We start from the raw sequence: 24,131 nt of genomic DNA, 5'->3' as shown, positions 1-24,131 counted from the left end.
CCATTGGAAAAGAAACATCCACTACCACCATTTACAGCAGATACTGCCAGACAAAAAATTCAAATGGCAGAAGATGCTTGGAATTCTCAGAATCCTGAAAAAGTAGTTCTAGCTTATACAGTAGACAGTGAATGGCGAAATAGAAACCTATTCATTAACGGTCGGGAAGAAATTACAGCCTTCCTGTCCAAAAAATGGCAGAATGAATTAGACTATAAACTCAAGAAAGAATATTGGAGCCATTCTGACAATAGAATAGCTGTACGCTTTGAATATGAATACAGAAATCTGAATGGTCAATGGTTTAGAGCCTACGGGAACGAAAATTGGGAATTTGATGAAAACGGTCTGATGGCAAAAAGATTTGCCAGTATAAATGATCTGGAAATAGCAGAAAATGAAAGGTATTTATAATATCTCTATCGGTCGTAGTGAAGGCTACGACCTACTTATTTTGCCTAGACGTAAGTATATTTTAGCTTTTTATGTATGTAGAAATTGAAATTCTACCAGAAATTATAGAAGTGGCTTTTATGAAAGTGAGGGGTGCCTCTAATGTAAAACAGTTATGGTATAACCAATATTTCTCAAGGAGACACCTCATATGCCCCACTGGTCGTAGCATCCGTTACGATCCATATATTGCTTGAGCGTCCGCTCAAATTCCTTTCTTTACGAACAAATTCATATTAATGAAATACTCCCTGTGCATTGTGGCCTCAGACATCCGCTTATCTCATTCCGAGCATATGCTCTTGCTAATTATAGGTCGTAGGACCGCTGCGCTTAACCTACGACCAGTGGGGTGTTTCATAAGTAATGATTAATATCGTAATCGGAAAATCTATTAATAATCTCTATTTCCTTATTTTTGAGAAGCTCTGCAAAGATTTTAAGTTTTTTTCTATCATAATCAACGAAATGAAGATTTTGACTAACTAAACCTGTTTTTGTAACTACCTTCATGACTGCAGGGGGTGACCCTCTTACACTTATATTCCCCGTATACAAAACATACTTAATGTCATTAAAAGAGCAAACCCATGGTTTTTTCCATGGAGCAAAGGTATAATCTTTATATATAAATGATTCTGTTATATAATACCTGTAAAACGCTAAACTAGCAAGTAGTAACTCTAGTGATGTAGCTACTATAACAGAAATAAAATACCCTGGTACTCCAAAACCATATTTGGAACTAACAATACATCCCATTAACAAAGAAATACCAAAAAGAAAACCTGCTCCAAATAAAGCACAACGCCCTTTAATTTTTGCTTTCTTTTTAAAACTTTTAACGTTCTCCATACTTTGCTTGAGCGTCCGCTCAAATTCCTTTCTTTACGTACAAATTCATATTAATGAAATACTGACTAAGCATTGTAGCTACAGACATACGCTTATCTCATTCCGAGCATATGCTCTTGATCATGGTAGGTCGTAGGACCGCTACGCTTAATCTACGACCAGTGGGAGCATGGCGGGAAAGAGGGGTTTTGCTATTTAGGATAAATCGCTTTCACCTTTGAGCTATTTTTTAAATTTGCATCTTTCTCTTCATCTATAACATCAGATATCCAAACTTTGCTACCGTAGGTACCTTGAATGCTATCAAGCCTTTTGTTCAATCGGTAATTGTCATCATATTGGTTCAAATACAAAGAAGATGTATCCCCAATTTCGTTAAAATAACCATACATCCGAAGTATCTCCACTTTCTTATTAGGATGAAAAATTAAATATCCACCCATGTTTTCATCAAATCCTGCATATTGTACCCTAACAAACGAATCTGGGCAAGGCACATCATGATTGGTGCAGCTATCATAATAAAGGTAGGTTTCTGCATTTTGTCTATCCCAGTGACACCAACCCCGTCATATATGTAATAAGTAATCTTTTCTTTTGCGCAGGAAATACAAGCAAAAGCCATTAAAAAAATATACTGCTATTCATTATTCTTTGTTTTGAATATCGTCTTTACCGGCTTACATTCCTTCTTTAGAAAGTTTGTCTTAACCATTTAAAGCTCTGTTATTCATTGACTCGATTCCATGTTCTGGAAAGAATATTCTTATAGTTATGTCTGTTGCAATTATCAGCAAAGATTTACCAATGCTATTTTCAGATTGATTATAAGTACCAAAACCATAGCCCCACTGGTCGTAGCGTCCGCTCAAATTCCTTTCTTTACGTACAAACTCATATTCATAAAATACTGACTAAAGTATTGTGGCTTCAGACATTCGCTTATCTCATTCCGAGCATATGCTCTTGCTCATGGTAGGTCGTAGGACCGCTGCGCTTAACCTACGACCAGTGGGAGTGTAGATAGCAGGTTCTAAATAGCTTAAACTCTCTTTTCGATAATTACTGCAATATTATTAAGTTCGTCATTAAAGTTATCCTGTTCAATATCCTCAAAAGATACAATTATGCAATTATTCTTTTTTACCATCTCTTTGGAATCTAATCCGTATACTCTCATCATTGAGCTAAAACATTCTGCGCGAATATTCAAATCTTCAGTTGAATCATTATATAGAGTACTTAAAATGGATAATATTAATGGTTCTCTAGTATTGCGATAGGCTTGACCAATCCCAGATATACATGTTAACCTCAAATCGTAATCATTCTCTGTATCTTGTAAATTATCTAATGCAAAATTTTTGTACCTATCCTTCTGGATTTTCAAACCGAACAGCAAAGCATATATTGCTATCCTTTTTATCTCTGACCTATCATCCAATAAAAATGATGAATACAGTTTTTCCAAAAAAGAAACATCGTTTGACTCCTCATTGTAAATCAAGTCATATAAAAACGAATATAATTTTACTTCATTTGATTCAATCGACTTTATGTGGTCATATATAGTAGTTCTATCCATATCATTAAATCTATTACTTTTTCTTTACATTAATGTCCCCTTCATATTTATTGGCTGCCCTCTGAAGTGCATCACATCTGGTCGTAGCGTCCGCTACGATCCATATATTGCTTGAGCGTCCGCTAAAATTCCTTTCTTTATCCACAAATTCATATTAATGAAATACTGACAGTGCATTATATCTACAGACATACGGTTATCTCATTGCGAGCATATGCTAATTATAGGTCGTAGGACCGCTCCGCTTAACCTACGACCAGTGGGTTAGGTAACCTACCACCAGTTGGGGGCATGGCGGTAATTAGGGCTTATTCATACCAACATACTCCATCGCCCATGGTAAAATAGTATACTGAATATCTGGATCATATTCAAAATTTAAAATTCCACGACATATAGAAATAGTAAAAACAGCCCTAGAAGCATATTTTAAATGCTTTTCATAGGTAATATTGACTCCTTCAACTGGCAGTACCATTAATTGAACATAGTATAAACTATCTCTAATTGAAGTCTCAGATTCATAGGAAATGAATAAATCAGAAGTATTATTTATTAAGCATGCTTTAGGTTTGGAATTCATTTCATACGTTATTTTTTTTTGATATATAGAAAATATTGGATATGAACAATTTTCCTGGCCTAATGGTATAAAGTATCCTATACCAGTTTCCTTTAATAATCCCCAATACCCAGTCAACGAACGTCCATCTTTTCCTTTTAAATAGAAAAGTTGATATTTAACTGAATCTGTATCGATAAAATTTGAAGATATTTTAGCAAAATAAAAAGTATTATCTATTTCATCATCATCTATTTCATTAATGCATAAAGCTTGTTCAAAGAGGTTAGAGTTACTTTTGGCTATACCTAAGTTAGGCAAATTACAATCTCCTGAAATTGATTTTAAATTGGATACATTATCATGCTGAACATTCTTATTCGTACAAGAAATCGCTATCAAAATCCAGAGTAAAGGATATATGTTATTTTTTTTCATTCTTATGTTCTTTCCAATTTTCTTTAAACCTCCTCCACATCTTCCCCATTTTACTATTTGGCACGTCTTCTAAGTTAGGAGAATAAGAAGGGCTTTCGCCACTTTTCTCATAATACTCCGCTCCATGACCATCTATATGATCAGCCTTATTATTTGAATTTTCAAATTTTGTTAAATGAAGATAAACTTCATGAAGAATAGACTCATATAAATCTTCTTCGCCTTTTCCCTTTTCTTCAACAGCAACTATAAAAACATTAATTCCAGCATCAATTTTCTTCTTCAATGTCTCGATATCCAAGCCAGCATCTTCATAAAATTTTTTATTTGATCGTATTTCATCTGAATAATATTTACCCTTATTTCCATTATCATAATCCACGATTGCATTGATCTGTTTTTCCACTACAGATCCTTTGATATTTCTTCCATCAGGAGCTCCTCCTAATCCATATCCAAAGTGTTCTACTTGCACAAAGTAAATATGAATTTTATCTCTTAATTCTGATTTATGAATAGGATCCCAAACTGCTTTTTTCAGTACTTCATCGCTACGAGCTATTTTAAAAAATTGATTGTAAATTTGTGAGGACTCTTTAGTAACTATCAATTTCTCTAACCCCTCCAAATCAATACTTCTAATAACATCATTTTCAGCGAAAGCATATGTTGAATTCCATGGAAATTCACTACTCAACGGATCCACAGATAGAAAACGTGCTATCCCTGGATTATAAATCCTCGCCCCATAATCATACTGCGTAAGGGCCAGTAGCTTTTTGGTGTTTTCCTCCTCTATTTCATCCAGAGTTTTACCCTGGTAGGTTTGCCATATCTGGTTAGAGGTTAGTTATAGATATTTATGTCATCAAAAATGGCGGCGGTGTTGTAGCCGTCTACTCCCACTCGGCCTATGTAGGTAGGCATTATAATTAAATCAACATAGCCCCTTATGCTCGAAAGCAATCCTAATTATCCACTTCTTCAATTTCTCTAGCTAAAATATTCATTGCTGTGTATTTGCTTCCGCCTTTTCTTACTTGCTCCCACCCCCGCTTTCTCAGGTATTTGGCTACGTACTTATTATGCCAGCCATGGGCAACCAAGATTACCAATCGCTGTTCTTCGGCTTTCTTCTCAAGGTATACTGCATTTTCTTTAGCTCTGTGTTTGGCTTCTTTAAAGTTTTCAATTCCTTTATCATTAAAACCCAGTAGCCATAAAATACGAGAGGTAGTGAGCCATACGCTCAAAGGCATTTTGACATTAAAAAAGCACATAATTTTTCTCTCAAACTCTCGGAAGCGAGCATCTTCTATCATGTCATACCGGTCTTCAAATATGCGCTCTGCGGTGTTTCTGGCTCTGGGGATATTGCTATAATATACACTGTCGGTACGCAAGTTTTCAGGACATAGCGGCATTGGTTTAAATGACAAAACACCCACGCTATCATACACTTCTGTAAAAATGATGGCTTCTTCTCTGTTCTTCCACCCTTTTCGTGATACATCTGGTTGTCCGTGTCTGATGAGTATTATCTGCTCTACATTACGGGTAGAATCATAAAAAGGTACCACACATGAATCTAGAGATTGATTTTTATAATATTCTTCTATATAATCAAGACCCACCTTTTTCTGTGCCATACCATTAAAGCATGATATTATTAAGATAAAACCTATAGTAAGAATCGTAGATATTTTATTCATCAAAAATCATCGGTTTTATAGAGTCAAAATTATCTTACCTATATGTTTACTGCTTTCCATCAGCTTATGGGCATCAGCCGCCTGCTCTAGTGGAAATTCATCGTAAATGATAGGGGAAATAGTTTTGTTGTCTAATAAAGGCCATACCTTTTCTTCTAAATGAGCCCTAATTTTCCCTTTAAATTGACTGTCTCGTGGTCTTAATGTAGAGCCTGTAATCGTCAACCTTCTGCTCATAACTTTTAAAAGATCTACCTCTCCCATTCTTCCATTCATGGCATTGATAATGATCAGTTTACCATCTGTAGATAAAATGTTTATGTTTTTGGAAGTGTACTCGCCACCAATCATATCCAGAATAATATTTACTCCCTGCTTGCTAGTTAGAGTTTTAATCTCCTCTTCGAAATCATGGGTCTTATAGTTGATCGCTTTTTCTGCCCCCAGCTTTTCAGCCATGGCTTGTTTGTCTTCATTTCCTACGGTGGTAAAAACTGTTCCCCCTAAGGCTGTCACCATTTGAATAGCAGCCACACCTATACCACTGGTTCCTCCATGTATAAGCACCTTGTCACCGGCTTTGAATTGGCCAAGGTCAAAAATATTAGTCCATACCGTAAAGAAAGTCTCTGGCAGAGCCGCTGCTTCTATATAACTGAGCCCTTCCGGAATAGGAAGACATTGATCTCCTGATACGGCCACGTATTCGGCATATCCTCCGCCAGCCAACAAAGCACATACTTTATCTCCTATCTTCCAGCGATCATGATTACTTTCTTCTACTACACCTGCTACTTCTAAACCAGGAATATCTTCAGGAGCTCCGTCGGGTGCCGGATATTTTCCTTGTCTTTGCATCACATCAGGTCGGTTAACGCCTGCGGCCTTTACATTTATCAATACTTCCGATGCTGCAATTCCAGGCGTTGGTCTCTCATTCACTTTCAACACCTCTGCTTCACCGGGTTGGGTAATTGCTATAACTTTCATCTTTCAAAAATATACCAGATCATCTCCTTAGACAATGACATTAGGATTTACTTTGCACTATCATCATTACTTCTTCTGGTGCCATGTAAAACTTTCTTATCTTGTTCTTATATTTCTCAGGAAGATCTGCGTGATTTAATATATAATTTTTTGTAGCTATTATCTTGTCAGCCAATCCGTGCTCTATGGCAAATGTATCAGCTACCCTCTCAGCGCCAATTACATATGATTTTGATATCAAATAGCCAATCCCAAATTTAATCATTCTTAAAAGGCCCCGATTTTTATAATCCATAACATGCCCTAGCTCATGGCCTATCCAGCCCACTACTACATCAAAAGGTATGTTATGAATGAAGATTTTTTCATTTCCAATTTTAAAAAAACGGCTTATAAAAATCACATATTCTCTATTGACTTTTCCAGAGAACATAGACTTGATTATAGGCTGGGCCTGCATAAAAGACTTCTTGATGTTTTCTTTAAAAACAAATCTAATTCTTGTATCCTTCAGCTCAGGATAATATGAAAGAGCTGTGAGCACTTCCCTATTTAAGGCTTCAGGAATAATTTTCTGGCTGGCAAACTCCTCCAGGTTCAAGCTCGTTTCTTCTGATTGATCTGACATAACTTTCATAACACTTAATAGGTCAAGAAGCGTGCCTGATTCTATTTTATTGCCTTTCTAGGAATAGCAGAAGGCAGTCTGCTGAGCATTTCATTATTGAGTAGCTGCGTAAAATCTGTAAAAGAACTAATATTTATTACATTATTGTTTTGTCTACCTATCAAAACCACTTCATCACCTACTTTAACATCATTAATATGAGACACATCTACCATAAATAGGTTCATGTTGATTAACCCCACAATTGGGGCCTTTTTTCCACCAATTAAAACATGGCCTCTATTAGATAAAGCCCTTGGGTAACCGTTAGAGTATCCTAAAGGCAATACGGCTATATCCATATCATGGGTGGCCTGATAGGCTGTGCCGTATCCTATAAACTCACCAGCTTTCACAGACCTAAGATCCATGATATCCGTTTTCCAATTAAAAATCCGCTTTAAGGTATTTTCTTTTTTCTTTCCTGTCTCCTGCAAATGCATGTAGTAAATATCAGGGCTAGGCCAAAAACCATATTGCGCCACTCCTATTCTTACCATATCATAAAGTGTATCTTTGTAAGCCAAAGCTGCTGCTGAGCAAGCTATATGCCTGTATTTAGGCATTACACTTTTAGCGCTACATTGCTTTAAAAATTCTTTGTACCTTTTATGCTGAGAATCGATTTTAAATTGATTTGAAAGACTTTCCGCTCCTCCAAAATGGGTACAAAGTCCTTCAAAAATGAGATGCTCCTGATGCTTTTTCAAAAAAGACAGTGCCTTACCAAATTCATCGGCTTGTAAACCTGTTCTATTGGCCCCTGTTTCTACCTCCAAATGAATTTTGGCAGGTTTGCCAACTTCTAATGCTGCATCTAAAGCACTTTGAAGCTTATCTAAGTTAAAGGTGTAAAACTCAATATTATTTTTAACAGCCCACTTCATATCCTCATTATAGAGCAGGCCCATGATCATTATACTGCTACTTTGCGAGCAAGCATCTAGCACCTCTTCTGCCTCAAAAGCACTGGCTGTGGCGAAATGATTAATGCCACACTTCTCTGCCATGGGCACAAAAGTACCAATGCCGTGTCCATAGGCATTGGCTTTTACTACCGAAGATATTCTTACGTTATCTCCTACTTTTTTTCTTATAAAATTAAAATTTCCTTTTAATGCTGTTTGGTTTAAAAATATCCTAGACGAATGTTTTACCATTTTTTATTAATTTCTATCCAATTATATGATTTTCCCCAGCTTTCCTGGGCTAATTCTCTTACTTCTTTAACTGCCTCATCTGGCACATCATTCACCCTGTTTTCAGCCTCCAGTACATTGTAATGAAAAGCATACATTCTAGCAGCAAATTGATTTACAGGGAGCGATGATTCACCGTGTAGTTCTCCATTTCCAAATACAGAAGGTTTAATTCCCTGTCCCCAATCCTGTCTACCTTCGTTATTCGGATTAAGAAAATATGCTCGCATTTCACCTGAAGGATCAGCGTCAACCCTAAGTAATGATATGGCATGAAAACCTAACATTTTTCCGGTAGAGGTAGTTACAAAAATACCCACAGGATTAGGATACATCACCTGATGATTGCCATTATACAAAGGATGAGAGGTAGCATAAAATATTTTAACGAAGCCATCAAAATCCACAATGGCATTATACTTATAATCATATGCTGAAGCAAAACCAATCTGTATCCATTGACCATAAAGCGCTGGGTTTACCCACTTATGAGGATCTTCCAGACGACCAGAGGCTCTGAGCATCATCTCATTATATATTTTATCTAGCATACCTACCAGCACCACTGAGACTGAATCAAGATTGTAATCTAACTTTTGCACTAATCCTTTACCCACTAAGGAAGCGGTAATTTCCTGCCCCTCAAAACGAAAAGTAAGATCATTATGGGTAGCTGCTGTCATTACCAGGTTAATCAGCTTTCCAGGAGCATATTGACTCCACATACTAATTCCTCGTGCTGACTGACAGGTAGGGTTATTACCCTGCCCTACTCCTAACGGCTGCCCCAAAATTCTTATAAGTGCTCCAACCAAATATTGTAAAGCCGTGATTTTTTCTTCGGGGTCTCTTTCAATATTAGACTTCGATATCCTGTTTTCCACTTTGGGGTGAAGCGTGATTGTTCTAATATTTGAAAGTCCGGATCGTACCGCTGATCGAGAAATTATTCCATTCTCGAGCATATTAGATAATCCGTAAATACATTGGCAATTATATGGTCTTACAGTCTCTAATATTAACTTAGTTAAATATTCCTGATATTGAAACCACTTGGCTTCACCTACAGCGCTTACGCCCAAGCTGATGTAAGCGGCCTTATCATAACCGTTTTTCACCAGATACAGTAGCAGCTGGCCATGGTAAGGACTTACCAAACCATATTTAAGCATTGTGCTACTGGCTTCACCAGCTTCTCGCAAGAGCTCTTGCTCTTCCAGTTGAGATAAATAGGCTTTATACTCTTTCAGGCTCTTATCTTTAGAACCTGTAGTAGGACAATAAATACTATTCTGAAAACCTAAAAGCTCAGCGTCAACCGGGCTTTCAGGATCAAGATCCATTTTCTCTTTAATGAGCGCTATAATCCTCCTTTGCTTCTCAGTAACTACTGGCCTTTGCTCGCAAATAAGTGTTAACTCTTCTACTAATTTAGTCTTAATGCCATCCAGATGAATGCGTTCTGAAATATAGTTAAAAAGGCTGTGTACCTTCTTAAGCTCATGTTCACTCATCATAAGCCTGGTCTCCTCCAGCGGCTCATTAAAAACAAATTCCAGGTTAGCTACTAATACCTCTTCCAGGAAATCAGAGGCCTCTTCTGGCCCCATGTTTTCATCTTTCAATTCCTTTTGAACTATAGCCAGGATGCGTAACTCACTCAGCACCTCTATTGTAGACCCAGGGTGACCACTCTTGTAGGTTCCATTCACTAAGGCAGGGACTAGCTTATCAGTATCATTCCAGACAGAGCCTTCAAAAATCCCCGCTTCGGTAATTTCACCTATTTTATGATAAACAAAATCGATACCCTCTTGAGTATCGATTAGTAAATCCAGCTGACCCATAAACTTATTAGCTTTCTCAGCTTTAGTAAGTTTGGTGGCCTCTTTAAGCTCATTCAACACTTCTTCCAACCGACTATTATTCTGTTGGATAATTCCATTTTCCACCATCAATATTTTCTTTATAAGTAAAAGTCTACATTTTCGTAATGCAGTAGTAATTCTCGCATTCTATCAGGATCTTCTCCTTTGAAATTAACTGTGCCAAAGTGGTTTCCAAAACCAGCCCTATCACTTATCTTTTGAGTAGTCATAGGAGGCACTAGATTATGATCTAAGAAATACGGCTCCTCTTTGAGTTCCTCAGGTATTTCCAGTTTAGAAATGCTATTTTTATGAGGGTATATCATCACATTACCATAAAAGGTCTGTGGTCGAGCATCCATTGGTGGTAATATTTGTTGCAGCTCGTCTTCGGTAAGACTAGGGTCATGACAAAGAACAAATGCTGCCAATGCATCAAAATCATAAGCTTTAGCTGCCAATTCTAAGATATGCCCTCCAGGTATTCTACAGGCTGTTTCACCAAAGCTTATTTCATCTTTATCTGTGAGGAACCACTCTGGGTGTACCATGCCGTATTCGATTCCGAATATATCCACCAGCTTCTGAACTTCACCTAAAATTCTATCTCTCTTAGAGTTAAGATAGTTTCCTTCGGGAATAAAATTAGAATAGCCTAATCGTACATATTCAGTAATGTTTAAGAATCGCACTTTACCTCCATGTACAAAGGCTTCACAAGAAAACTCCTGTCCGGAAAGGTGACTTTCTGCAAGGCAAGGAAAATCATCGTCTTCTACTTTTTCATCGATATCACTCATAGACCTTAATAGCCTATGCCCCACAGTTCCTGCAGAAGCAAATGGTTTAATATGAACCCAGCTATCTTCTTCACCGTTCAGTTGAAGGTTAGCCTCATTCAGCCTGGTCATGAAGCTCTTTACTCCTTCTCTGTTAAATACTTCTTCAAACAGTCCTACTCTTAAACCTCCGATCAAAGCTTTACGCTTCATCATGGCTTTGTTTCTAAATAGAAAGGCTCTATTTAAGACTCTTGGATCATTTCTATAAAGTGAATTAAGAGCTCCTGCCCACTCCACCGTTTCTTCAAAAAGGGGAACAGCCACATCAACATTAAAAGGCTTTAATTTTTCGGCGAGATCTAAAGAATTTGAGCTGTCGCTCCATTCGTTAAGCTGATACGGAACGAAGGGAATGTTATTTTCTTTAGCATAGTTTTCAAAATCGGGGAAAGAAACAACAACGAAAGGTTTGTTGATCTTCTGCATACTTTCTATTACGGGTAAGCTCCAACCCATAAGTGCAAAACACTGAGCCATAGTAGGTTTTATTTAAGGTTATAGAATAATTCTTTATTATACTAAGGCTCTCAGTGGCAAAATTGTTTTTAAAAATTTAAATTTTCCAATATTTCAAATAACAAAAAGGCCACAAGAAGTGGCCTTTAATAAATAAGTTAACTAAAAATTAGGGACATTGCTCTCCTCTTCTTAAAGGTCTCGAAGTTTGTCTTACAGTAATGGTTCTGGTAATAGAACCTCCGCGAACTGTAATAGTAGCCGTTCTTGCTGGTTCGCATGGTTGATTATAGGAAAATGTAGATACTGTAAAGCTTCCGTTATTAGAACCACTAGTAGGACTTACTGATAACCAACTGGCATTGTCACTAACTGTCCAGGATAAATTAGAGCTCACATTAACCGTGGTAGAAGGTGAATTATAAGCACGATAAAGAGAAGATGTAGACACAGTAAGCTGAGGATCAGAAGGTACTGAATTTCCTGGGTAAAGTGTATTAAGAGCAGTTTTATCATAAGCGCTAAACTCGCCAGATTGATTTGCATTAAAGCAGGCCAACATGATTGAATTCAAATCAACATTAGTAGTACCAGGTGTGCCTGGTATGTTAATAGCTCCTACTCCAGCAGATCCTTCATTACCACCGCTACCACAAGAAATAGCTCTGTTAAAATAGTCTGTATGTCTGAAACCTACGCAGTGTCCTAATTCATGCGTGAGTACATGCTCCACTACATTCAAGCCATAATTGCTGGTACCTGACTGAATAATTACACTACCATACGGATTACCTCCTGTTGGAAATCCAGCTTGGCCACCACCGTTACCAGAAACACGTTTCACTACTATATCATAAGCGCTTGAGTTAGTACCGAAACCTAGCGTAAATTGAATACCCAGATTAAGCTCATTATAATTCTCTATAGCTAATTCCAAGCCCGATCTCATAGTAGCATCAAGGTAAGAAGATGAGCTTCCTGAAGTAGAATAATAACCTAATACACTTATAGTTCTGGGGGCTGATACCAGGTTAGTCGTTCTATATTGCTCGGTAATCGGCTTGCCCTTAGAATAGTCTTCCAGCATTATTTTTAATTCTGAAGGAGAAATTCTAATGTCATTTTCTACGATATAAACAGGAGAAGATTCGCCTGTAATTACATCTTCAGTAAATTCAGATCGCATATCGCTAGGATCAAATCCCAGTTCTTTAAACTGCTGCATTACCTCATCAGTAATAGCCAATGGATCACCCTCCTGAATTATAGATTCAGCGTCGTCATTACAAGAAAATAAAAGGATTGTAAGGCTAACAAATAGCCCTAACAAAGAAACTCGAAAGTTTTTCATTGTGATTTTAAGATTTAGGTTTATTATTAAATGTTTATAACACAATATAATAACACCTATTAATATCACAAACACCCCAAACCCGAAAGAACACTACTCATGTAACATTAATATGAGGCAAAAAATATAATTAATTGAAAATCTGATTTTTACAATAATAAATAATCAAATATATCATTATTTGTATGTGACAAAATTCGAATAATTCAATATTCTACTAAACTTATAGCAAATAAAAAAGCCGGAGTTACCCGGCTACTAAAATTATAAATAATGAGCAAAGCTCTATACTTATCTTCTTCTGTTACGGCCACCTCTGCCGCCGCCACCGCTTTTCCTTTGGCGTGACTTTCCGCCGCCGCCACCACCGCGTCGATCTCCTCCTTTTCCTTTTTTGCCAGAGCGCCCTTCAGCTGTATTTACACGGATCTCTCTATCATCAAGCATAAGATCTTTAAAGGCTGCTTCTAGTCCATTAGCCTCTTCTTTTTCCACTTCGAAGTAAGAACGTCTGTCTTCCATGGTAATATTACCAATAGCCTTCTTATTCAAACCAGAGTATTCCATAATAAAGTCTATCAGATCAGGTGCTCCAAAGCCGTCGATCTTACCGATATTAACGAAAAAGCGCTTATATCTGCCTCCAGAACTACCTTTGCCATCCAGGCTCACTGAATCAAGATCAGCTACATCAAACGCAGGTTCTCTGATACCAAAGCTATCCAGCTCTATAGTAAGAAGTTTATCTATTAGCTCCTCTTTTGTTAAATGTTCAAACGAGCCATATATTTCAGCCTGATGACTATTGATAGCCTCATAATCAGTCTTCACATCAGTTATTCTTTTGGCCCAAGCTACTAGTTTTTGATTCTCTACAGCTACCGGACTAGGAAGTGTATATTCTGAAAAACTAATATTGAGTTTCTTTTGCAAAAACTTAAGCTTTCTCTGATCAGAGCTGCTTACTAAGCTTAAAGAAATACCTTTTTTCCCTGCTCTACCCGTTCTACCACTACGGTGTGTATAGTATTCGGCATCATCAGGCAAAGCGTAATGAATAACATGAGTAATATCGTTGACATCAATACCTCTGGCAGCCACATCTGTAGCTAGCAAAAATTCTAATGTATGATTTTTAAACCTCTTCATTACCTGGTCTCTTTGCGCCTGAGACATATCGCCGTGGAGCGCGTCTACAGGTAAACCACGTTTTTGAAGCTGCTCACTTAAGCTTTGTGTATCTCTTTTGGTTCTACAGAAGATAATGCCTCTCATATCAGGCTCTAACTGTATTATATATTGTAATAAAGAGGGCTTATCTTTCGCTTTAACAGCAAAATATTGGTGATCAATATTCTTATTAACCACATTGCCTGTATCTATCTTAACCTCATTAGGATCATGCATGTATTTCTTTACAATGTCTCTGATCTCTTTGGCCATAGTAGCAGAAAAAAGCCAGGTGGCCTTCTCTCCTTCTGTGTAAGAAAGTATATGATCAAGGTCTTCTCTAAAGCCCATATTGAGCATCTCGTCTGCTTCATCCAGCACCACGTAGCGTACTCCGGTAAGCTGCACAGCCTTTCTGTTCAATAAATCTAGTAATCGGCCAGGAGTAGCTATGAGTATTTGTGGAGATTGTTTCAATGCACGTATTTGTCCTTGAATAGATGCACCACCATATACTGTAGCTATCTTCACCCCCTTCATGTACTTAGAAAAAGACTCTAACTGCTGACCTATTTGCTGCCCCAGCTCACGCGTAGGAGCTAATACTACAGCCTGAGTACCTTTATAAGTAGGATCTATAGACTCTAATAAGGGCAAGCCAAAAGCTGCCGTTTTACCTGTACCTGTTTGGGCCAAACCAATAAAGTCTCTATGAGATTCATTGATTAACATAGGGATCGCCTGCTGCTGAATTTCGGTGGGTTTATCAAAATTCAATTCTGTAAGCACTTTCAATAAAGGATCTGAAAGTCCCAGATTAGAAAAATTCGTCAATGGATATTATTTTTTAATAAAGAGCAAAGGTACTGCTATTTAATGGATTTACTACAGATAAACCCTTTATTTCCAAGTATTATTAAAAACTAGCCTAAAAATCGCAATTCAGGCCTCTATTCTCTTTCGGCTTTTAATTTTCCTTTAATGTAATTCTAATGAATCCATTTTAAGCTTTTGACTAGCTTTGCGCAAATATTGCAGGTCAAAGGCGAATGCTTTATAATGGAAGTAACATATGGCTCAAGAAAATCAAGACGCTCTCAGTTCAGGTGCTCATATACAAATACAGTTATTCATTTCTTTCTTAAAAGTAGGATTCTTCATGTTTGGAGGTGGTTATGCCATGATACCATTATTGGAGCAAGAGCTGATTCAGAAAAGAAAGTGGATTTCTAATGACGATTTATTGGAAATCATATCATTCTCGCAAATGACACCGGGTACCATAGCCATCAATGCAGCTACATACATTGGTAATGAGCAAGGGAAGACCTGGGGAGGTCTTGTAGCCTCTTTAGGTATAATTTTCCCGTCATTGCTGATCATCAGCCTTGTATATCACTTAGCAGGTAGCCACTTTGACCTGCCATGGCTTCAAAATGCATTTTTAGGTATAAGAGCCTGCCTCGTGGCTATGATTGGAAAGTCAGTTTTCAAACTTTTTAAATCAGGTATAAAAGGAAATGTTTCTATAGCCATTTTCCTGTTGGCCCTAATCGCTCTACTCATCGGCGCACACCCCATACTCATCATTATTCTTGGTGGCATCGTTGGCTTTATCACTTTTAAAATAACGCTAAAATAAAATATCATGTTGCATGATTACCTCACATTGGTATGGGTCTTTTTTAAAATAGGGCTTTTCAGCTTTGGTGGCGGTTTAGCCATGATTCCTCTTTTTATAATTGAGTTTGAGAAACAAGGATGGATGACCAGCCACGAATTCCTAAATGTACTCTCTCTGGCACAGGTTACCCCTGGTGCTATTGCTATGAATTCGGCCACTTACGTGGGTAACAAAGTGCAAGGCATTGGCGGAGGTATAGTAGCCACTTTATCATTGGCCTCTCCTTCTATTATTGTTATGCTGGTGCTTTCTAAGGTGCTGGCTAAAGTGAAAAACCACCCAATAAAAGAAGCTATTTTTAATGGATTAAAGCCTGTGACGGTAGCTTTAATCCTCTATGCGGGCTTTCAAATTGCACAGACTACCTTCTTTAAAGGGCAAACCTATGATTTAGAATGGAAACCTATAGTGATATGTATAACCATAGCTGTAATTCAACACTTTTACAATAAACTAAACCCTATTTTCCTTATCATGCTATCTGCCATTTTAGGAATGGTATTACTATAATTATTTGAGCTAATAAAATTACAGAAAACTAAATATATTAGTAATTTAGTGTCATGCGAAGATCAGGAACAGCAGATTTACCCTTGCATGGCGGCAAAGTACCCTATTGGCTAGCCAAACGAATGGCAGAACTTGGCCAGGCAATAGTAGAATCCATAGTGACGGAATATGGAAAGACCGAATTTTTGTCTAAAATAAGCGATCCGCTCTGGTTTCAGTCTTTCGGATGTGTGTTGGGCATGGACTGGCATTCATCAGGCATCACCACCTCTGTTATGGGTGCATTAAAAAAGAGCCTTAACCCTATAGCTAGCGATTTGGGTATTTATGTCTGTGGTGGTAGAGGTAAACATTCACGTCAAACACCAGCGGAATTATTAGCTTTAGCAGACAAAACGGGCATTAATGGTGATGACATGGTACATCATAGTAAGCTCAGTGCCAAGGTTGATAATACGGCCATTCAAGATGGCTTTCAGCTCTACCTCCATTCCTTTATAGTTACGGATGAAGGGGAATGGGCTGTAGTGCAGCAAGGTATGAATAATACTAATGGCATGGCCAGGCGCTATCATTGGCACTCGAAAAACGTAAGATCATTTATAGAAGAACCTCATACAGGAGTATGCGGCATTAACAAAGGCCTTATTTTAAATCTAACCTCCAAAAGTGCAGATAAAACAAGAGAAGGCATTATGGAAATAGGCAAAGAGGATTCTTTTAAAATGATGCAAGAGGCCAGAAAAATAATCATGCCTCGTCGTCATCATGTAAAAAAGGAAGACGTGAACCTGAAAAGGTTAGGAAGCGTGCTGGCTCTAGCCAATGATCCCGATATTAAAACCTTTGATGATCTACTACTTATTAACGGCTTGGGGCCACGAACTTTACAATCTCTTACGCTGGTTAGTGAAGTAATACATGGCACTCCTTCCAGATTTCAGGATCCTGCCCGTTTCTCTTTTGCACACGGAGGAAAAGACGGCCACCCATTTCCTGTTCCTACTCGTATTTATGACGAAACCATCAGTACCTTAAAACATGCTGTAGAAAAATCTAAAATCGGCAACTCAGACAAACAAAATGCTATCAAAAAACTTCATTTTCTAGCTCAAAAAGCAGAAAAAGATTTCAAGCCTGACGAATCAAGATTTGATAAGATAATTGAAAAAGAACGTCAAGATTCATACAAGTACGGTGGTAGATCGGTGTTTGGAAAATCATTACCGCCTAAAGGTCAATTGGATTTATTTCAATAGATACCGTTATATGAGTTAATTTTGCATCATACCATCAAGCATTAGGCAAAGAAAAGTAAAAGGTAGATCCTTTCCCTCGTTCTGACTTCACCCAAATTTTACCTCCATGTAATTCCATTATTTTATGCACTATAGCCAACCCTATTCCGCTACCCTCATACTCCCCTTTGTTCTCTAAGCGATGAAAAGGCTGAAATACCTGATTGATCTTTTCTCCGTCAATACCAATTCCATTATCTGAAATTTCATAAATAGTATGATTATCACACTCTTCTGCTTGTATCAGTATTTGAATATTCTCCTTATCAGATGAATATTTAAGTGCATTGGAAATAATATTACTAAATACCTGACCTATAAGAATAGTATCGCCATAGACATTCAAAAGTGTGTTAATGGTGATTTTGGGATTAAATTTTTTATAGGGAAAGCTTACCTCATCAATTATATCATAAATCATACTATCTACAGAAATCCTTTCTTTGGTAATGCTCTTATAGGAAAGTTGAGATATCTTTAGAATAGATGTTATTAGACCTTCCATTTTAGAGGTGCTATGCCTAATCACCTCCAGGTATTTTTGCTTTATTGTATCAGGCAGCTAAGTATTTGGCTGTAGCCTCGAATTACCCCCAAAGGCGAACGCAAATCATGAGCTATTGAATATGAGAACTTTTCCAGTTCGGCATTACTCTGTGCAAGACTGTGCTGTACCTGCATAAGTTCCGTAACATCATTAAACGCAATGGCTACTCCTATTATGTCGCTATCAGTATGAATTGACCTACAACTTACATTATAAAAATGATGATTTAGTTCACTTTGAATATTAAAATCAAATTTCCCCTCCTTTTCAAGGCACTGCTCTACACAGGTTATAATTTTATCTCCAAAAGAGATGTTTTTGAATGCTTCTTTTATAAGAGCTCCACTTTCAATTCTATCGGGTATAAAATCAAGTATATTACGATTCATCTCAGTAATCATCATGTTTTCATCAACATTGATTATATATAGATTTTCAAAACTGTTGATACTAGCAGCCATTCGACGGGACAGCCTGTTAATTTGATCCTCATATTGTTTGTTTAAGTAATCCTTCCCATTGAGTTTAGCGCCAGTTGTAAACAAAAAAACAATACTTAATACTATAAATACGGTAGAAAATAAAGCTACAGAAATTTCAACAGACCAATGTTCTGCTTCTGATAGATCAGTAATCACATAGCTGAGTATGAATACTATAACTATAAAAACAGGCAATATTCTACGAATAGAAACACCTCCCATATAAGGAGCTGAAATGACGGTCATAAAACCTGAATCATAAGTATAGGCCAGAAATGAGAGTGAAAACAAAAAGAAGCATATAGTAGTATTGATGGCCATGGGAAAAAACTCCAGTATACTTAGAAATTCTGGAGCCTTATGAAGATATCCAAAAATAAAGAAAAAAGTTTGACTCAGAACTGCAAAAGCAATTATCTGAGACACATAGGTTTTAGGCTTTTTATTGTAATGTAATAAAAGTAAAGCACCACTAAGTAAGAATGACAATGCCGTGTTGAGAGCCATCCTCTTAAGACCTAAAGAACCAGCACTTATTAATTCATCATGAAACAACAATAGGTCAACTTGAAAAGTTAAAACTTTAAATGCCCCTAAAAAATACACCAGTAACTCTATGCCAAGGAGGCCAACAAGTATATTAAAAAGCAATTTCTTTCTATAAACTACTAAGAGCATGCATAAGCTCAATAAGATGAAATTGATAGCAGTGAGTGGGTTCATGGCAGGACTCAGGGGCATCCTTAAGGCTTCCAACTCAAAGTGCCAACCTAATAACACCATTAGTGAATAGACTAAAACCGATAATTGAATTATTAAAATAGAGCGTTTAAACTCTTTAGTACAATTTTTCATGAAAGGATGATATGAAACTTCAAAAGAACAAGTTTTAAGCAAAAAAAGATAGCTAATTATTAGTTTTGTTTTATGAGCATAACACCATTTAAGATTGAATAATTTGAACTTAAAGTCATTATATAGCATCTCATTTTTTTTGCACTATGCCCGTTAAGAGTTTTACACGCCTTAGATTTGAATTTTATAAGCCAGATTTATATCATTTGAACTGTCTAGATCAGTGATTACGCTCTTAGTCAATCACCAAAAACAAGGACTGCTAACACCACCGGCAGCTATGGGCTCGAAATACATAAAATAACATTTTATGTACAGCATGGACCTATACCTTTCACGAACCGTTCAGAAGGTCTTTTGGAGTCTACGCCGTATTAGAATTTTCATAATTTCACTTTCTTCAGTTAACTTGTAAACTGAAACAAATTTCATCTTAATTCCAAGTTCAATTCAACCTCAGACACGAGCAAAAACATGCCCCTCTCCTTTCCTTATTTACCCGTATTTTCTGATCATGACATCAGCAATGTGAAACATATCTTATAAAAATCAGAAATTCATTGGTCGAATAAACCATATATCAAAAAAACTTCGCGCATTGTCTCTAAAGGCCGAAAACGATTTCCTACCCACTGAAGGCGGTTTTGATATAATAATCATAAACCAACGTAAGTATTTCTTCAAATATGAGCAGAAAGCACAGCCGGAAATTCTCTTCTAATTAAAGGTCAACTGAATTTGTTTCAGTAAATTTGCGCCTCCGCCGGAGGAAACAATTTTTTAAATTAAATATAGAAGAGCATTCTTGTTTTAATTCAACAATAAACAAAAATGCTCATAAGCAGAAGAGGCTATGGTGGTATATCTTATCTCAGTTTTTATTTTCGGTTATTTACTTATTACTTTAGAAGAGGTCGTAAAAATAAACAAGACGGCTATTGCCCTGTATATGGGGGTAGTTACTTGGGTTGTGTTTGTTTTGGGCAGTGACCATATAGATGGTATAAGTGAAAGCCTCACGCTACAATTAGGTAGTGTTTCAGAAATTTTATTTTTCCTTATGGGTGCAATGACTATCATAGAGTTGATAGATATTCACCAAGGTTTTAATGTAATCACAAACAGAATTAAAACCTCTAATCGAAGAACTTTATTATGGATGATTGTAGGTATTGCATTCTTTTTATCAGCATTGCTTGATAACCTAACATGTTCTATTGTAATGATCTCTTTACTTAGAAAGCTCATTAAAAATAAGGATGATATGAATATTTATGCAGGGGCGCTTATTATAGCTGCCAATGCAGGTGGTGCATGGTCCCCTATTGGTGATGTAACCACTACTATGTTATGGATAGGCGGTCAGATCAGTTCTGTGGCCATCATGAAATCACTTTTTATTCCTAGTGTTATTTGTACTGTAATACCCACCTACATCTTAAGCAGGTCATTAAAGGGTGAGCTAGACAGAAAACATACCGATGAAGAGAAAGCCTTGAGAAAGGAAAAAATTAAGGGTAGCTGGCGCATGCTCATAGGTGGTTTACTGGCCTTAATTTTTGTGCCTATTTTTAAAGGAGTAACACATTTACCTCCTTATATGGGAATGCTACTAGGCTTGTCTTTAGTTTGGATTCTCTCCGAACTTATTCACTTTAAGAAAGATGAACATGAGAAAAAGCCTTATTCAGCAGTGTACGCACTTAGCAAAATAGATGCCTCCAGTGTACTGTTTTTTCTAGGTATACTTATGGCCGTAGGAGCATTAGAGCATGCCGGTATTTTGGAAGATCTTGCACTGTGGATGAACCATACCATCGGTAATATAGATGCAATAGTGTTCATAATGGGTATTTTATCTTCCATTGTAGATAATGTACCCTTGGTTGCCGCTACCATGGGCATGTATCCTATTTCTCAGTTCCCTATGGATCATCAGCTCTGGGAGTTCACAGCTTTCTGTGCGGGTACTGGCGGTAGTCTATTGATAGTGGGGTCTGCAGCTGGCGTAGCCGTTATGGGTATGGCTAAAATTAAATTTTTCTGGTATTTGAAAAAAATAACACTTCCTGCCTTCATTGGTTATTTGGCGGGTGCAGCTTATTATTTGATAGAGGTTTTATATTTCTAGATACTTAAGATAGATCCCTTTTAAAATCAATTGATATGATTTTGAAAGGGATCTTTTCTAAGCCCCCTTCATTAAATAGCTCCTTTCAATGAATTTAAGCTATTCTGAAAGTCACCTTAAACCTTCCTGGTAGGTATGCTCTACGTCCTCAAGCTCTCTGACTGACAAAGAGATTTTTAAAATAAATTACATAATCCTTTTTATACTCGGTTTTATTTCCAAACTTTCGGATTATTATAGATAGAGAATTTATTATAATTATTATACATATCTAAATTTTATTATTATGTCTTTTAAAGCGAAACTTAAAGTTGCTGGCACTCAGTACAATGTACTTAGTTGTAATTATGGCTTAAGCCAGGAAACTGACGCTACCGGTCGTCCTTCTGCTGTTACCAGAGGTGGTATGATCACTATCACAGTAGAATCTACGGCTGACACCAGCCTTTCTGACTGGATGTTCAACAATTTCGAAATGAGAAATGGCTCTATCGTATTCTTGAAAAGGGATACCGATGCTACTTCTAAAGAATTAATTTTTGAAGATGCTTATGCTGTAAAGTATAAGGAAAACTTTGATGCTACAGGCAGAAATGCCATGACTGAAACCCTTACCATCTCAGCCAGAGTTATTAAAATTGGCGATGGTCAGCATGAAAATGCTTGGGTATAAATATTGAAAATCCTTAGATTAAGAGGCTGCATCAAACTAGTTTGATGCAGCCTCTTTTTTTTATAGAGAGGATTTAATATAGAGGTACTTACTGACATAGGTATCAAACAGCTTCCAAAGCTTGATTAACATTACCCCTACCTCAACGGCGTGAAGGGCTGTGATCTCATGGTTCAGCCACTACTTATTAATCAGTGATTTGAAGAGCTTTGCTACTTACATGCATAGATCTCTCCTTGCGCCGAGATGACAATTCCCTTTTTAAACTATAGGAAATAAGAGATGGTCTCACAACATAAAAGCGTCATCCCGGCCGCTATAAAGTGGAGAGCAAGAGCCCATTCATCTTGCTGTACCGTCGTGGGGTAAAAGGAGATTGAAAAACTGTCTATTCTCAAGTCCTTAGTGGCAGGTCATGGCTATGTAATGCTCCTTTGAGCGGAAGACCTCACAGCAAGAGAGAGTTTTTTGTTACTTTTTTGATCGACTGCAAAAAAGTAAGGGAACTACGGCTATGAAATGGAAGCTGTGATGTCTCAAGGGAGATATAGATTTGAAAAGCCTATACTAACTCAATACATAGATCTCTCCTTTCGCTGAGATTACGAATGGAAAACTAGAGGCTTACAGAGACTCTGCGCTAACTTTCAATACCACCTTCCAATAATACTATTAAGAAATCCTTCAAACCCGCATTCTTCGTTATAAATGGTGTTTAGATGAGTAAACGTACATGGTGCACTTCTTTAAGTCCATTTTTTCATGAAAAACTCCTGAAACTTGGATTATTCTAATTTTATAAAAAATTTTACATAAATTTATTTTTTTTATTTGGCCAGAATAAAATTTATTACCCTATCTACCAGTGAGTTGAAAAATATATCGCTCCCGAAGGGTTACCTTTTTCAAAACTCCAAATTTTTTGATAATTATTTTTTTTTTATAGTTTCGAACCGTGCAAGTCACACTGATTATCGTAACTATTTTATTATTATTATAAATTTTAAATTTTTATTACTATGTCTTTTAAAGCAAAATTGAAAGTTGGTGGAAATGAGTACAACGTATTAAGCTGTAACTATGGCTTAAACCAGGAAACTGATGCCACTGGCCGTCCTTCTTCTGTTACCAGAGGAGGTATGATCACTATAGAAGTAGAGTCTACTGCAGACACTAGCCTTTCTGATTGGATGTTCAATAACTTTGAGATGAGAGATGGATCTGTTGTATTTCTTAAGAGAGATACTGATGCTACCTCTAAGCAGTTAGATTTTGAAAATGCATACGCGGTTAAGTATAGAGAAAACTTCAATTCTTCTGGTGACAACCCTATGACTGAAACTATTACACTTTCTGCAAGAGTGATCAAAGTAGGTAACGGTGAGCATGTGAATGAGTGGGTGTAATTTTTTTCACCTTAATTAAAGCTTAATTAAGGGGAGTGCGTAATGCACTCCCTTTGTTGTCTAAATAGGCCTTTGTATTGCCAATTTATAATTGGGCCATTTTTTTAATTAAACTTATTTACTATCATGTCTTTCTTAGCAAAGTTGACTTTAGATGATGAGGAGTTCAATATTTTAGAATGTGACTTTGGTTTAAAACAAAGCACTGACGAAACCGGAAGACCCAGCGCCAAACCCCGGGGTGGACTCGTACAACTTGTCATCGAATCTAATGTGAAAATCGATTTTTTCGAATGGATCTCGTCTGGCACCGCCACTAAATCGGGCGAAATTACCTTTTTTAGAAGAGACAATGTCTCTAGCCTCAAGAAGCTAGCCTTCAAAGAAGCTTACTGTG

Annotated in this window: 24 protein-coding genes; 8 read left to right on the top strand and 16 right to left on the bottom strand. The window is 37.0% G+C overall.

Annotated features, from left to right (window positions below):
- Positions 1-3 precede the first annotated feature (3 nt).
- Complete coding sequence (locus JL102_RS13315; protein WP_202244915.1) at positions 4-414, top strand: nuclear transport factor 2 family protein; 411 nt, start codon at positions 4-6, stop codon at positions 412-414.
- A 396-nt stretch (positions 415-810) separates the two neighbouring features.
- On the opposite strand, the gene JL102_RS13310 is transcribed toward JL102_RS13315, so the two are convergent.
- The 14 genes from JL102_RS13310 to JL102_RS13245 form a co-directional block, all read right to left on the bottom strand.
- Positions 811-1,308 (bottom strand): hypothetical protein, encoded by a 498-nt coding sequence (locus JL102_RS13310; RefSeq protein ID WP_202244914.1) that lies wholly within the window; start codon positions 1,306-1,308, stop codon positions 811-813.
- A gap of 191 nt (positions 1,309-1,499) precedes the next feature.
- Positions 1,500-1,751: a hypothetical protein gene (locus JL102_RS13305; protein ID WP_202244913.1), complete on the bottom strand. Its 252-nt coding sequence runs from the start codon at positions 1,749-1,751 to the stop codon at positions 1,500-1,502.
- 264 nt (positions 1,752-2,015) lie between these two features.
- Complete coding sequence (locus JL102_RS13300) at positions 2,016-2,180, bottom strand: hypothetical protein (RefSeq protein ID WP_202244912.1); 165 nt, start codon at positions 2,178-2,180, stop codon at positions 2,016-2,018.
- 170 nt (positions 2,181-2,350) lie between these two features.
- A complete protein-coding gene (locus JL102_RS13295; protein WP_202244911.1) occupies positions 2,351-2,893 on the bottom strand; it encodes a hypothetical protein in 543 nt (180 codons plus the stop codon).
- A gap of 301 nt (positions 2,894-3,194) precedes the next feature.
- Positions 3,195-3,893, bottom strand: a complete 699-nt coding sequence (locus JL102_RS13290) for a hypothetical protein (protein ID WP_202244910.1) — start codon at positions 3,891-3,893, stop codon at positions 3,195-3,197.
- Positions 3,880-4,665, bottom strand: coding sequence for an RHS repeat domain-containing protein (locus tag JL102_RS13285; protein ID WP_237390600.1), 786 nt, complete (start codon positions 4,663-4,665; stop codon positions 3,880-3,882). The genes JL102_RS13290 and JL102_RS13285 overlap by 14 nt, the downstream gene beginning before the upstream one ends.
- Before the next feature lie 196 nt (positions 4,666-4,861).
- Positions 4,862-5,542: a histidine phosphatase family protein gene (locus JL102_RS13280; protein WP_202244909.1), complete on the bottom strand. Its 681-nt coding sequence runs from the start codon at positions 5,540-5,542 to the stop codon at positions 4,862-4,864.
- A gap of 78 nt (positions 5,543-5,620) precedes the next feature.
- Positions 5,621-6,595: an NAD(P)H-quinone oxidoreductase gene (locus JL102_RS13275; RefSeq protein WP_202244908.1), complete on the bottom strand. Its 975-nt coding sequence runs from the start codon at positions 6,593-6,595 to the stop codon at positions 5,621-5,623.
- A gap of 40 nt (positions 6,596-6,635) precedes the next feature.
- On the bottom strand, positions 6,636-7,232 hold the full coding sequence (locus JL102_RS13270; RefSeq protein WP_202244907.1) for a hypothetical protein: 597 nt from the start codon (positions 7,230-7,232) through the stop codon (positions 6,636-6,638).
- Between the two features lie 32 nt (positions 7,233-7,264).
- Positions 7,265-8,422 carry an alanine racemase gene (gene alr / locus JL102_RS13265; RefSeq protein ID WP_202244906.1) on the bottom strand — a complete coding sequence of 386 codons (1,158 nt, stop codon included), beginning with the start codon at positions 8,420-8,422 and terminating at the stop codon, positions 7,265-7,267.
- A complete protein-coding gene (locus tag JL102_RS13260; RefSeq protein ID WP_202244905.1) occupies positions 8,416-10,416 on the bottom strand; it encodes a hypothetical protein in 2,001 nt (666 codons plus the stop codon). Before JL102_RS13260 ends, alr begins: the two co-directional genes overlap by 7 nt.
- Before the next feature lie 11 nt (positions 10,417-10,427).
- Positions 10,428-11,648, bottom strand: a complete 1,221-nt coding sequence (locus JL102_RS13255; RefSeq protein WP_202244904.1) for an ATP-grasp domain-containing protein — start codon at positions 11,646-11,648, stop codon at positions 10,428-10,430.
- Positions 11,649-11,796: 148 nt separating this feature from the next.
- Positions 11,797-12,978 (bottom strand): M57 family metalloprotease, encoded by a 1,182-nt coding sequence (locus tag JL102_RS13250; RefSeq protein WP_202244903.1) that lies wholly within the window; start codon positions 12,976-12,978, stop codon positions 11,797-11,799.
- A gap of 291 nt (positions 12,979-13,269) precedes the next feature.
- Positions 13,270-14,982, bottom strand: a complete 1,713-nt coding sequence (locus tag JL102_RS13245) for a DEAD/DEAH box helicase (RefSeq protein WP_237390585.1) — start codon at positions 14,980-14,982, stop codon at positions 13,270-13,272.
- A 238-nt stretch (positions 14,983-15,220) separates the two neighbouring features.
- Here JL102_RS13245 and JL102_RS13240 point away from each other — a divergent pair, with 238 nt between their 5' ends.
- The 3 genes from JL102_RS13240 to JL102_RS13230 are packed head-to-tail and all read left to right on the top strand — an operon-like array spanning position 15,221 to position 17,601.
- A complete protein-coding gene (locus JL102_RS13240) occupies positions 15,221-15,790 on the top strand; it encodes a chromate transporter (RefSeq protein WP_202244902.1) in 570 nt (189 codons plus the stop codon).
- A 6-nt stretch (positions 15,791-15,796) separates the two neighbouring features.
- The gene (locus JL102_RS13235; protein WP_202244901.1) at positions 15,797-16,342 is read left to right on the top strand and encodes a chromate transporter; all 546 of its coding nucleotides are present in this window, start codon (positions 15,797-15,799) and stop codon (positions 16,340-16,342) included.
- A 53-nt stretch (positions 16,343-16,395) separates the two neighbouring features.
- Positions 16,396-17,601 (top strand): DUF763 domain-containing protein, encoded by a 1,206-nt coding sequence (locus tag JL102_RS13230; RefSeq protein ID WP_202244900.1) that lies wholly within the window; start codon positions 16,396-16,398, stop codon positions 17,599-17,601.
- 34 nt (positions 17,602-17,635) lie between these two features.
- Here JL102_RS13230 and JL102_RS13225 read toward each other — a convergent pair whose 3' ends face one another.
- Both JL102_RS13225 and JL102_RS13220 read right to left on the bottom strand, forming a co-directional pair.
- Positions 17,636-18,145, bottom strand: a complete 510-nt coding sequence (locus JL102_RS13225) for a sensor histidine kinase (RefSeq protein WP_202244899.1) — start codon at positions 18,143-18,145, stop codon at positions 17,636-17,638.
- A gap of 41 nt (positions 18,146-18,186) precedes the next feature.
- Positions 18,187-19,524, bottom strand: coding sequence for a nitrogen regulation protein NR(II) (locus tag JL102_RS13220; RefSeq protein WP_202244898.1), 1,338 nt, complete (start codon positions 19,522-19,524; stop codon positions 18,187-18,189).
- An 853-nt stretch (positions 19,525-20,377) separates the two neighbouring features.
- On the opposite strand from JL102_RS13220, the gene nhaD reads away from it, so the two are divergent.
- The 4 genes from nhaD to tssD (JL102_RS13200) all read left to right on the top strand — a co-directional run.
- Positions 20,378-21,655 (top strand): sodium:proton antiporter NhaD, encoded by a 1,278-nt coding sequence (gene nhaD, locus JL102_RS13215; protein WP_202244897.1) that lies wholly within the window; start codon positions 20,378-20,380, stop codon positions 21,653-21,655.
- A gap of 286 nt (positions 21,656-21,941) precedes the next feature.
- On the top strand, positions 21,942-22,328 hold the full coding sequence (gene tssD / locus JL102_RS13210) for a type VI secretion system tube protein TssD (RefSeq protein ID WP_202244896.1): 387 nt from the start codon (positions 21,942-21,944) through the stop codon (positions 22,326-22,328).
- Between the two features lie 1,019 nt (positions 22,329-23,347).
- Positions 23,348-23,734, top strand: coding sequence for a type VI secretion system tube protein TssD (tssD, locus tag JL102_RS13205; RefSeq protein ID WP_202244895.1), 387 nt, complete (start codon positions 23,348-23,350; stop codon positions 23,732-23,734).
- Positions 23,735-23,860: 126 nt separating this feature from the next.
- Positions 23,861-24,131: type VI secretion system tube protein TssD (gene tssD, locus JL102_RS13200; RefSeq protein ID WP_317191636.1), on the top strand; the 271-nt coding region annotated here is incomplete at its 3' end.

The organism is Fulvivirga sediminis (assembly GCF_016757215.1).
GTDB classification, from domain to species: domain Bacteria; phylum Bacteroidota; class Bacteroidia; order Cytophagales; family Cyclobacteriaceae; genus Fulvivirga; species Fulvivirga sediminis.
The sequence above is the reverse complement of the archived record's forward strand: the minus strand, read 5'-3'. Positions and strand labels throughout refer to the sequence as shown.

Coding starts and splice junctions, on each gene's coding strand:
- JL102_RS13310 (WP_202244914.1), bottom strand. CDS start 1,308: ATGGAGAACGTTAAAAGTTTTAAAAAGAAAGCAAAAATTAAAGGGCGT.
- JL102_RS13305 (WP_202244913.1), bottom strand. CDS start 1,751: ATGGGTGGATATTTAATTTTTCATCCTAATAAGAAAGTGGAGATACTT.
- JL102_RS13295 (WP_202244911.1), bottom strand. CDS start 2,893: ATGGATAGAACTACTATATATGACCACATAAAGTCGATTGAATCAAAT.
- JL102_RS13290 (WP_202244910.1), bottom strand. CDS start 3,893: ATGAAAAAAAATAACATATATCCTTTACTCTGGATTTTGATAGCGATT.
- JL102_RS13280 (WP_202244909.1), bottom strand. CDS start 5,542: ATGGCACAGAAAAAGGTGGGTCTTGATTATATAGAAGAATATTATAAA.
- JL102_RS13275 (WP_202244908.1), bottom strand. CDS start 6,595: ATGAAAGTTATAGCAATTACCCAACCCGGTGAAGCAGAGGTGTTGAAA.
- JL102_RS13270 (WP_202244907.1), bottom strand. CDS start 7,232: ATGAAAGTTATGTCAGATCAATCAGAAGAAACGAGCTTGAACCTGGAG.
- alr (WP_202244906.1), bottom strand. CDS start 8,422: ATGGTAAAACATTCGTCTAGGATATTTTTAAACCAAACAGCATTAAAA.
- JL102_RS13260 (WP_202244905.1), bottom strand. CDS start 10,416: ATGGTGGAAAATGGAATTATCCAACAGAATAATAGTCGGTTGGAAGAA.
- JL102_RS13255 (WP_202244904.1), bottom strand. CDS start 11,648: ATGGCTCAGTGTTTTGCACTTATGGGTTGGAGCTTACCCGTAATAGAA.
- JL102_RS13250 (WP_202244903.1), bottom strand. CDS start 12,978: ATGAAAAACTTTCGAGTTTCTTTGTTAGGGCTATTTGTTAGCCTTACA.
- JL102_RS13240 (WP_202244902.1), top strand. CDS start 15,221: ATGGCTCAAGAAAATCAAGACGCTCTCAGTTCAGGTGCTCATATACAA.
- JL102_RS13235 (WP_202244901.1), top strand. CDS start 15,797: ATGTTGCATGATTACCTCACATTGGTATGGGTCTTTTTTAAAATAGGG.
- JL102_RS13230 (WP_202244900.1), top strand. CDS start 16,396: ATGCGAAGATCAGGAACAGCAGATTTACCCTTGCATGGCGGCAAAGTA.
- JL102_RS13225 (WP_202244899.1), bottom strand. CDS start 18,145: ATGGAAGGTCTAATAACATCTATTCTAAAGATATCTCAACTTTCCTAT.
- JL102_RS13220 (WP_202244898.1), bottom strand. CDS start 19,524: ATGAAAAATTGTACTAAAGAGTTTAAACGCTCTATTTTAATAATTCAA.
- nhaD (WP_202244897.1), top strand. CDS start 20,378: ATGGTGGTATATCTTATCTCAGTTTTTATTTTCGGTTATTTACTTATT.
- tssD (WP_202244896.1), top strand. CDS start 21,942: ATGTCTTTTAAAGCGAAACTTAAAGTTGCTGGCACTCAGTACAATGTA.
- tssD (WP_202244895.1), top strand. CDS start 23,348: ATGTCTTTTAAAGCAAAATTGAAAGTTGGTGGAAATGAGTACAACGTA.